10 protein-coding genes and 3 pseudogenes are annotated in these 9,091 nt (G+C 66.6%); all 13 read right to left on the bottom strand.

What is annotated here, in order from left to right; genetic code table 11:
* Positions 1–893, bottom strand: an 893-nt coding sequence (gene trpC / locus YO9_RS0114165; protein WP_016998082.1) for an indole-3-glycerol phosphate synthase TrpC, incomplete at its 3' end; no start/stop codon positions are given.
* 147 nt (positions 894–1,040) lie between these two features.
* Positions 1,041–1,283 (bottom strand): HGxxPAAW family protein, encoded by a 243-nt coding sequence (locus YO9_RS0114160; RefSeq protein WP_016998081.1) that lies wholly within the window; start codon positions 1,281–1,283, stop codon positions 1,041–1,043.
* 146 nt (positions 1,284–1,429) lie between these two features.
* Positions 1,430–1,795, bottom strand: coding sequence for a Trp biosynthesis-associated membrane protein (locus tag YO9_RS0114155; RefSeq protein ID WP_262925707.1), 366 nt, complete (start codon positions 1,793–1,795; stop codon positions 1,430–1,432).
* Complete coding sequence (locus tag YO9_RS21765; protein WP_396350777.1) at positions 1,744–2,130, bottom strand: Trp biosynthesis-associated membrane protein; 387 nt, start codon at positions 2,128–2,130, stop codon at positions 1,744–1,746. The genes YO9_RS0114155 and YO9_RS21765 overlap by 52 nt, the downstream gene beginning before the upstream one ends.
* Positions 2,110–3,619 (bottom strand): annotated as a pseudogene (locus YO9_RS0114150) (anthranilate synthase component I); the annotation flags it as partial. The pseudogene YO9_RS0114150 and the gene YO9_RS21765, both read right to left, overlap by 21 nt.
* Positions 3,620–4,024 (bottom strand): phosphoribosyl-AMP cyclohydrolase, encoded by a 405-nt coding sequence (gene hisI, locus YO9_RS0114145; RefSeq protein WP_016998078.1) that lies wholly within the window; start codon positions 4,022–4,024, stop codon positions 3,620–3,622.
* Positions 4,024–4,788 (bottom strand): imidazole glycerol phosphate synthase subunit HisF, encoded by a 765-nt coding sequence (gene hisF / locus YO9_RS0114140; protein WP_016998077.1) that lies wholly within the window; start codon positions 4,786–4,788, stop codon positions 4,024–4,026. Before hisF ends, hisI begins: the two co-directional genes overlap by 1 nt.
* A gap of 43 nt (positions 4,789–4,831) precedes the next feature.
* A complete protein-coding gene (gene hisG / locus YO9_RS0114135) occupies positions 4,832–5,677 on the bottom strand; it encodes an ATP phosphoribosyltransferase (protein WP_016998076.1) in 846 nt (281 codons plus the stop codon).
* 55 nt (positions 5,678–5,732) lie between these two features.
* A pseudogene (locus YO9_RS0114130) lies at positions 5,733–5,995 on the bottom strand (phosphoribosyl-ATP diphosphatase).
* Between the two features lie 56 nt (positions 5,996–6,051).
* Complete coding sequence (ribH, locus tag YO9_RS0114125; protein ID WP_016998074.1) at positions 6,052–6,531, bottom strand: 6,7-dimethyl-8-ribityllumazine synthase; 480 nt, start codon at positions 6,529–6,531, stop codon at positions 6,052–6,054.
* Positions 6,528–7,241 carry a GTP cyclohydrolase II gene (gene ribA / locus YO9_RS0114120; protein ID WP_016998073.1) on the bottom strand — a complete coding sequence of 238 codons (714 nt, stop codon included), beginning with the start codon at positions 7,239–7,241 and terminating at the stop codon, positions 6,528–6,530. Before ribA ends, ribH begins: the two co-directional genes overlap by 4 nt.
* 137 nt (positions 7,242–7,378) lie before the next feature.
* A pseudogene (locus YO9_RS0114115) lies at positions 7,379–8,547 on the bottom strand (riboflavin synthase); the annotation flags it as partial.
* Positions 8,548–8,568: 21 nt separating this feature from the next.
* Positions 8,569–9,091, bottom strand: a 523-nt coding sequence (locus tag YO9_RS0114110) for a RibD family protein (RefSeq protein ID WP_016998071.1), incomplete at its 5' end; no start/stop codon positions are given.

The following is a 9,091-nucleotide window of genomic DNA, read 5'->3' as shown; positions in this document are numbered from 1 at the left end:
TCGTCTGCTGCGGCCAGTTGCTGGGCGGCGAACTCGGCCTGGGCGGCCGGGGGCTTCTTGCCCGCCAGGAAATCCGCGCGGGCTGCGGCGCCCACGTCGCGGAATCGGGAAATGGTGCGCGCGGGATCGTCGGACTTCACCAGCACCTCACCGGTCAGCACCGCGTTGGCACCGTGACCCGCGTAGAGCTTGATCTGGTCCTCGCCGGCCACACCGGACTCGGCGATGATCACGGCGTCCGTGGGGATCTGATCCGCGAGGCGACCGAACGTATTGACGTCCACGTCGAGCGTCTTGAGGTTGCGGGTGTTCACGCCGATGATTCGTGAGCCCACGTCCACGGCCCGCTCGATCTCCTCGGGTGTGTGCGTTTCGACCAGAGCGTGCATCCCCAGTTCATGGGTCAGGTCCAAGAAGCGACGCAGGGTCTCGTCATCCAGGGCGGCCACGATGAGCAGCACCATGTCCGCGCCGTGGGCGCGGGCCTCCCAGATCTGGTACTCGTCCACGGTGAAGTCCTTGCGCAGCACCGGGATGTTCACGGCCTGGCGCACGGCATCCAGGTCGGTGAGGGATCCGCCGAAGCGGCGCTTCTCGGTCAGCACGGAAATCGCGGAAGCGCCACCGCGCTCGTAGGACGCGGCCAGGGCGGCCGGATCGGTGATCTCCGCCAGCGCACCCTTGGACGGGCTGGACCGCTTGACCTCGGAGAGCACCTGAACGGAGCCGGGTTCGCTGCCCCGCAGGGCACTTTCCGCATCCAGCGCCGGCGCCTGGGCCTTGGCGGTGCGCTGGAGTTGCTGCAGACTCACCACCGCGCGGCGCGCCTCGAGGTCTTCGCGCACTCCCTCGATGATCTGGTCCAGCACCGAATTGGTGCGTTGCTGAGTCATGAAAATCCTCACTTATGTCTGTCCCGCCATCGGACCGGCAACATGCCGCCCGTATGACGATGACCAGTTCCGCGGTTCGTGGAACTGGTCATGGTCTGGTGAACCGATGGCGCACAAGAACGCGCACCGGCGCTGAGATCACGCGGCTCAGTGGTTGAGCTTCTCGCTGCCCTTGCCGTGGCCCATGCCCTTGAGCACAGCGCCCACGATGAGGCCCACCACGATCAGGCCGATGCCCACCACGGTGACGGGGGTCGAGGCGATGGTGAAGCCCACGCAACCCACGATCACGCCAACGGCCATGATGGCGATGCAAGCCCACGCGGCAACGGTGTTGCCGTGACCGACGGCGGCCGTGTGGTCCAGGATGACTTGGTTGGTGTTCGACATGTGTGTCCACTCTCCCGTGCCGGTTGAGCCGTGCGGCTCATACAGTGATCGGCGCGCGTCAGAGCGCACCGGAAATTCTTTTGGTCCCATTGTGCCATTACCGCGGTACCAGATGGTTCAGCACCACACTCACGTTACTCACGTTGTCACGGCCCGCGGGTGGGATCCTCGCCGCGCGTGAAAGCATCCCACGCGTCGATGTCGTCGGAGTGTTCGGTGGTCACTTTCTCCTCCGACGACGCCGCTTTGTTACCCGCCAGCGCCTCCCGGTCGTAGCGTTGTCCGGACTTCTTGCGAGCATTCCGGGCGACCAACACGAGCCACACTCCGCACAGGATCAGGCCGGCGGCGGCGACCACGGCGAGCCAGGGGAAGACGGTGAGGGCGAACTCGCCTCCGGTGCCCACGGCTCCGGTCTGCGTCCCCACGGTGCCGCGGGCGGCGTTCTCGGGATCCGCCGTCACTGCGAGGACCGCGAAGATGGCCCCGATGCCGGACAGGGAGACCACCACGCCCACGATGCTCCGCAGCACCCGACCCGCGAGGTCGAGGCCACGGCGGCCGCACCCGCAACGAGACCCAGGGCTGTGACGGCCGGAGCGGCGTCGGACCCCGCAACGTCCACTGTGATGGGCTGCAGGGTGGTCTCGACCGTGGCGTGGATCCACGTGGCGGCTGAGGCGGCGAACAGTCCGACCGCGCACACCAGGGTGGCGAGAACTGCGGGTGCCGTACGACGCAACACGGTGGTCCTTTCTACTGTTGAAGGTGGTGGCTGGTCAGCGCGAGAGATCGCGCAGGGACTCGGCCACCAGGGCGGCGCGCAGGGCGCGGTCGCCTTGTTCAAGGATTCGAGGGCTTCCGTCTCCGGATCCGAATCAGCCACGATACCGCCGCCCGCCTGAACGTAGGCCGTGTCATTGACGAGCAACGCGGTGCGGATGGCGATGGCCATGTCCATGTTCCCGGCGAAGTCCATGTAGCCCACCACGCTCCGTAGACGGCGCGGCGCAGGGTTCGTACTCGTCGAGCAGCTGCAGGGCACGCGGCTTGGGCGCGCCGGAGAGCGTGCCCGCGGGGAAGGTCGCCGCGAGCACGTCGTAGGCGGAAACGCCCTCGCGCATCTTGGCCACCACCGTGGAGCACAAGTGCATGATGTGACTGAAGCGCTCGATCTCCATGAACTCGCTGACGTCCACGGAACCGGGCACGGCCACCTTGGAGAGGTCGTTGCGCGCGAGGTCCACGAGCATGAGGTGCTCGGCGCGTTCCTTCTCGTCCGCCAGGAGATCGTGGCCTAGAGCGACATCCTCATCCACGGTGGCCCCGCGGGGACGCGAACCCGCGATCGGGTGCGTCATGGCCTGTCGACCGGTCACGGTGACCAGAGCCTCCGGGGAGGAACCCACGATGGAGTAGGGCCGACCATCCGCGTCCTCGAACGCGTAGAGGTACATGTACGGGCTGGGGTTGATCCGGCGCAGCGTGCGGTAGACGTCCAGGGCGTCCGCGCGACATTCGGCCTCAAAACGCCGGGAGACGACCACCTGGAAGATGTCCCCGTCCACGATGGCCTTCTTGCCACGGTTGATCGCGTCGATGAACAGGCTGCGATCCCACGACTGTCGGGCCGCCCCCTCGATGTCCGTGATGTCCTGCGCCTCGGGATCCATGACCGAAACCGTGGAACGCTCGAGCGGGGTGGCCAACCGGTTGACCATCTCGCGCAACCGGGAGACGGCGTCGTGATAGGCGGCATCCACGTTGTCATCGGTGCCGTTGACGTTCACGGCGTTGGCCACCAGCATCACGGTGCCCTCGGTGTTGTCGTGCACTGCCATGTCTGCGACCAGGTTCATGGCCAACTCGGGCATGTTCAGGTCGTCCTCGGGCGGGTTGGGCAGTTTCTCCCAACGGCGCACGGCCTCCCAGCCCACGAAACCGACCATGCCGGAGGTCAGTGGCGGTACACCCTCGAACGGCTCGGTGTGCAACAGGTCCATGGTGGCGCGCAGGGCGTCCAACGGATCCCCGTCCACCGGTGCACCGGCGGGAGACTCCCCCAACCAGTGAGCCTGGCCGTCCTTGGCGGTCAGCGTGGCAAAGGAGCGGGCACCCACGAACGAGTACCGCGACCACACGCCACCCTCTGCCGCGGACTCCAACAGGAACGTACCCGGAGCCGGCTTGCCACCGCGCACCACGAGTGAGCGGTACAGGCCGATGGGCGTCATGGAATCCGCGAGCACCGTGGTGCGCACGGGAATCACGCGCCGCGTGGCCGCGTACTCGCGGAATTCCTGCAGGGTGGGGGTAATGGTGCCGAGCTGTTGCATTTAAACCGCCTGGTGAGCGTTCAGGTCACGATCGTCGAAACACGTGCGCGCGCCGGTGTGGCACGCCGCGCCGGTTTGATCGACCTTGACGAGCAGGGCATCGCCGTCGCAATCGAGGCTGACGGAATGCACCTTTTGAATGTGGCCGGAAGTATCGCCCTTGCGCCAATACTCCTGGCGCGAGCGGGACCAGAACGTGACCCGGCCTTCGGTGAGGGTGCGGTGCAGGGCTTCGTCGTTCATCCAGCCGAGCATCAGGACGTCACCGGTGTCGTACTGCTGGACCACGGCGGCCACGAGCCCGGCGGAATCCCGCTTGAGACGGCTCGCGACCTGCGGGTCCAGGTGACTGTCGAAAAATTCCTGGGGGGTGTTCTCCACGATGTTCAACTCTTCCGTGCGCATCAACGCACCTCGTACCCTGCTGCCCGCAGGGCGTCCTTGACCTCGGCGATCGCACCCACGGGCCCGAAGTGGAAGACCGAGGCGGCCAGTACGGCGTCGGCCCCGGCTTCGACGGCGGGCGGGAAGTGCTCGGGGGTGCCGGCGCCACCGGAGGCGATCAGCGGGACGGACACGCGTTTGCGAACCGCGCGGATCATGTCCAGATCGAAGCCCTCGCGCGTGCCATCGGCATCCATGGAGTTGAGCAGGATCTCCCCCACTCCGCGTTCCTCGGCCTCCTGGCACCAATCCAAGGCGTCGATGCCGGTCAGCTGGCGGCCACCGTGAGTGGTGACCTCAAAGCCCGACGGCGTATTGCCCGTGCGTTTCGCATCGCACGAGAGCACGAGCACCTGATTGCCAAAGCGATTGGTGATCTCGTTGATGACCTCGGGCCGGGCGATCGCGGCGGTGTTGATCGAGGCCTTGTCCGCGCCGGTGCGCAGGAGCCGGTCGACGTCTTCCGCGGTGCGCACGCCGCCGCCCACGGTGAGCGGGATGAACACCTGCTCGGCGGTGCGCGAGACCACGTCGAACATGGTGGACCGATCACTCGACGAGGCGGTGACGTCCAGGAACGTCAGCTCATCCGCGCCGGCCAAGTTGTACCGGGCGGCCAGCTCCACCGGGTCACCGGCGTCGCGAAGGTTCTCGAAGTTCACGCCCTTGACCACGCGCCCCGCGTCCACGTCGAGACACGGAATCACTCGTACGGCCACACCCATTGTGCTGTCCTAACTGCTTGCTGAAACGTGGAGCGAACGCGCGCTAGATCCGGGCTGCCTGAATGGGCGAGACCAGGATGGCGCGGGCTCCGGCGTCGTAGAGGGCGTCCATGATCTTGTTGGTGTCGCTCTTGCGCACCATGGCGCGCACGGCCACCGAACCGTCGCGGCCCAGCGGCGCGATCGTGGGGCTCTGCATGCCCGGGGTGATCTTGGTGGCGGCTTCCAAGTGATCCTCGGAGATGTCGTAGTCCATCATCACGTACTGGCGCGCCACGAGAACACCGCGCAGACGGCGCCGCAACACCTCGAGGCCCTCGGGCTCCCCCGCCTCCTGGCGGCGGATCAGCAAGGCTTCGGAACGCATGATGGGCTCGTCGAAGATCTCCAGCCCGGCCGCGCGCAAGGTGTTGCCGGTTTCCACCACATCTGCGATGGCGTCTGCCACGCCCAGGCGGATCGAGGACTCCACGGCACCGTCCAGGCGAACGACCTCAGCGTTGACGCCCTGGTTCTCGAGGTACTTGCTCAGCAGCAGCTCGTAGCTGGTCGCCACGCGCTTGCCCTCGAGCTCCTTGACGGAGTTGAACTGACCAATCGGACCGGCCAGGTGGAACGTGGAGCGTGCGAAATCCAGCCCGAGATCCTCCATGGCCTCGGCACCGGAGTCCAGCAAGAGATCGCGACCGGTGATTCCCAGGTCCAACGTGCCACCGCCCACGTAAATGGCGATGTCCCGGGGACGCAGGTAGAAGAACTCGACGTTGTTGTCGTTGTCGACCAGCACCAGCTCGCGGCTGCTGCGCCGCTGCCGGTAACCGGCCTCGGTGAGCATGGTGATGGCGGCTTCGGACAGCGCACCCTTGTTGGGCACGGCTACTCGCAGCATGGGGTTCCTTTCCAAAGGGCTGGAATGGGGAGGGCCGGCCGTGACCGGCCGAGGATCAGAGGTATTTGTAGACGTCTTCGAGTCGCAGGCCCTTGGCCACCATCATGACCTGCAGGTGGTAGAGCAGTTGCGAGATTTCCTCGGCGCCTTGGTCGTCGGTTTCGTACTCGCACGCCATCCAGACTTCGGCGGCCTCTTCGACAACCTTCTTCCCGATGCCATGGATTCCCGAATCCAATTCTTTGACGGTTCCGGAACTTCCGGACGGTCAGCGGCTTTTTGGGTGATTTCGGCAAACAGGGCTTCGAAGGTCTTCACCCCTTTAGGGTAATGGTTTCCTCCGTCATCAGTTGAACCGTGGCGCGGGTGCGGGCTCACACTCCGAGTTCACGCAGCGTGAGGGCGGTGCGCACGGCGGCCTCCGCTGCTTCGTAGCCCTTGTCCTCGCTCGAACCCTCCAGGCCGGCGCGGTCCAGGCCCTGTTCCTCGGTGTCACACGTGAGCACGCCGAAACCCACCGGCTTGCCGGTGACCACCGAGACGTCGGTCAGGCCGGTGGTCGCGGCGGAGCACACGTAGTCGAAGTGCGGAGTGCCGCCGCGGATGACCACGCCGAGGGCCACCACCGCGTCCGCCTGTTCAGCGAGCCGTCGCGCCGCCACCGGCAATTCGAAGCTACCGGGCACGCGCACCTCGACCACGTTGCCCACGCGCGCGTCCTTCAGCGCGCGACGGGTGCCGTCCAGCAGTCCGTCCATGATCTGGTCGTGCCAGCTGGCCGCGACAACCGCCACGGTGAGGTTCTCGCCGTTGAGTTCGCCGGCGTTGGTGACGGGAGCTCCGTGTCCGCTCATGATTGTTCTCCTGTGCTGTGGTTCTGCGTGCTGAGGTTCGTGGTGTCGATGCTGTGTTTGGTGGCACCGGGTTCAATGGACGCGAGTTCGGTCAGGTGGTGGTGCATCCGGTCGCGCTTGGTCAGTAAGTACCGCAGGTTTTCTTCACGCGGCGGGACCTCGTGGGGCACCACGGATTCCACGGTGATCCCCAGGGCTTCCAGCTTGCTGACCTTGTCCGGGTTGTTGGTGAGCAGTCGGATCCGCGTCAGGCCCATTTCCTTGAGGATTCGCGCGGCCGCGGTGTAGTCGCGGGCTTCTGCGGGCAGACCGAGCATCGTGTTGGCCTCGACCGTGTCCGCGCCGCCGTCCTGCAACTTGTAGGCGCGCAGCTTGTTGATCAAGCCGATACCGCGCCCCTCGTGATTGCGCAGGTACAACACCGTCCCGCCGTGTTGTGCGATGCGTTCCAGCGCCAGGTGCAATTGGGGTCCGCAGTCGCAACGCCACGAGCCGAACACGTCGCCGGTGATGCATTCGGAGTGCAATCGGACCAGGGTCGGTTTGCTCGCCTCCTCCGCGCTGGTGGGCGCCGCGCTCAAGGACACGTGTTCGGCGGCGGCCCGGCCATTGGGTTCGGGCACCAACCAGCCCATCACGGAGAACGTGCCGAACTCGGTGGGGATGGTCACCGCTTCCGAGTGGTCCAGAGTTTCGGGTCCCGTGCTCATGCGGACAGGCCCCGCGTGTCGGTGGGAGCATCCACCGGGGACGACGCCGCTGCCTCACCCGCCGCGCGCTGCTCCAGGTAGTCCACGAGATCCTCGATGCTGATCATGAACAACCCGTGCCGGTCGGCGAACTCGCGCAGCGCGGGAGCGCGCAACAGTTCACCCTGGTCATCCACGATTTCCGCGATGGCACCCACCGGTTCGCAACCTGCCAGGCGTGCCAGTTCCACGGAGGCCTCGGTGTGTCCTCGCGCACGCGCACGCCACCGTCCACCGCGCGCAGCGGCAGGATGTGGCCGGGCCGTGTGAGCTCCGCCGGACCGGTTCCGGGGTCGGCGAGCAGGCGTGAGGTCAGAGCGCGGTCCGCGGCGCTGATACCGGTGCTCACTCCCACGCGGGCATCACACGTCACCGTGTACGCGGTGCCCTTGGAATCCTCGTTGAGCGCGGTCATGGCCGGAAGGGCCAGGGCATCGGCTCGCTCGTTCGGCATGGGGATGCACACGACTCCCGAGCTGTGCCGGATGGTGAAACCCATGAGTTGTTGGGTGGCGTGCTGGGCCGCGAACACCAAGTCGCCCTCGTTCTCGCGGTCCTCGTCGTCCACGACCACCACGGCGTGACCGGCAGCGATGGCCGAGATGGCCGCGGGTACGGGATCCAGGCGTACCCGTGCCGACGCCGCCGGTGCGGCATATGAGGCCAGCCGTTCGGCGTACTTGGCGAGCACGTCGACCTCGAGGTTCACGGCGGAACCTTCGGTGCGGCGTCCCAGCGTGGTGGCACGCAGCGTTTCCGGTATGAGGCCCACCTCGAACCACGCTGGGTCCTCGGTCGCGGGGTTCACGGCCGTTACCGTCAGGGAGACGCCGTCCACGGCGATGGATCCCTTGACCGCGATGTACTTGGCCAGTTCGGTGGGCACCTGGATGCGCACGGTGTGCCATCCGGTGTGTTCCGTGCGGGAGACCACGGTTCCCACGCCGTCCACGTGACCCTGCACCACGTGGCCGTCCAATCGTTCTCCGGCCGCGGTGCAGCGTTCCAGATTGACGCTCTCGCCCTCGGACAGTTCTCCTAGGGTGGTCAGTCGGAGAGTCTCCCCCATGACGTCCGCGGTGAACCGTCCGGCGCCTGCTTCGGGTGCTGGCACGGCGGTGAGGCACACACCGTTGACCGCCAGTGAGCCGCCATGCGGCAGATCGGCGATGATCTGCCCGGCGTCCACGTGCAGCCGTGCGGCATCCTGTGCGAGACGCTCGATGCGCTCCACCGTCGCTTGGGCCGCGACTATTCCGGTAAACATGTCCTGCTCCTTCGTACTGAACTACTTCGAGGCCGAGACCGCGGCGGGTCGTAAATGCCATGCGACGTCCGAACCCAAGGTGCGGACCGAGGGTCCGGCCACGGGATCGGAACGCCAGCGAGCGGCGTCGGCGAGGGTCTGAGTCGGTAGGGGCGCCAGTGCGGCTTTCCCGTCACCGAGGATCAAAGGGGCTTGGTAGAGCCAGAGTTCGTCCACGAAGTCCGCCGCAAGGAATGCTGCGCTGACCGTGGGGCCGCCCTCGACGAGCACGTGGGCAACACCCAGCGCACCCAACCGAGCGAGGGCTTCGGCGGGATCGTGAGTGTTGAGCCAGACGAAGCGACCGTCGGACGTCTCGCCACTGTCCTCGCTCGAAACGACGCCGCGGCGGACCCGGGCGTGGTGGGCCACCGGTGTGCGAGACATGACCGCACGCAGCGGTTGATGGTCGCGGGGGTTGCCGTGAGCGTCACGGGCCGTCAGCGTGGGGTTGTCCACGCGGGCTGTCCCGCCGCCCACCAGGATCGCGTCCACGCGGCCGCGG

Source organism: Kocuria atrinae C3-8 (genome assembly GCF_000286355.1).
GTDB lineage: Bacteria > Actinomycetota > Actinomycetes > Actinomycetales > Micrococcaceae > Kocuria > Kocuria atrinae_A.
Note: the sequence above shows the minus strand (reverse complement) of the source record. Positions and strands in the feature narration are given on the sequence as shown.

Bases quoted from the DNA above. Each gene is read 5' to 3' on its own strand.
- hisF (WP_016998077.1), bottom strand. From the start codon at position 4,788: ATGGGTGTGGCCGTACGAGTGATTCCGTGTCTCGACGTGGACGCGGGG.
- hisG (WP_016998076.1), bottom strand. From the start codon at position 5,677: ATGCTGCGAGTAGCCGTGCCCAACAAGGGTGCGCTGTCCGAAGCCGCC.
- YO9_RS0114160 (WP_016998081.1), bottom strand. From the start codon at position 1,283: ATGTCGAACACCAACCAAGTCATCCTGGACCACACGGCCGCCGTCGGT.
- ribH (WP_016998074.1), bottom strand. From the start codon at position 6,531: ATGAGCGGACACGGAGCTCCCGTCACCAACGCCGGCGAACTCAACGGC.
- hisI (WP_016998078.1), bottom strand. From the start codon at position 4,024: ATGCGCACGGAAGAGTTGAACATCGTGGAGAACACCCCCCAGGAATTT.
- ribA (WP_016998073.1), bottom strand. From the start codon at position 7,241: ATGAGCACGGGACCCGAAACTCTGGACCACTCGGAAGCGGTGACCATC.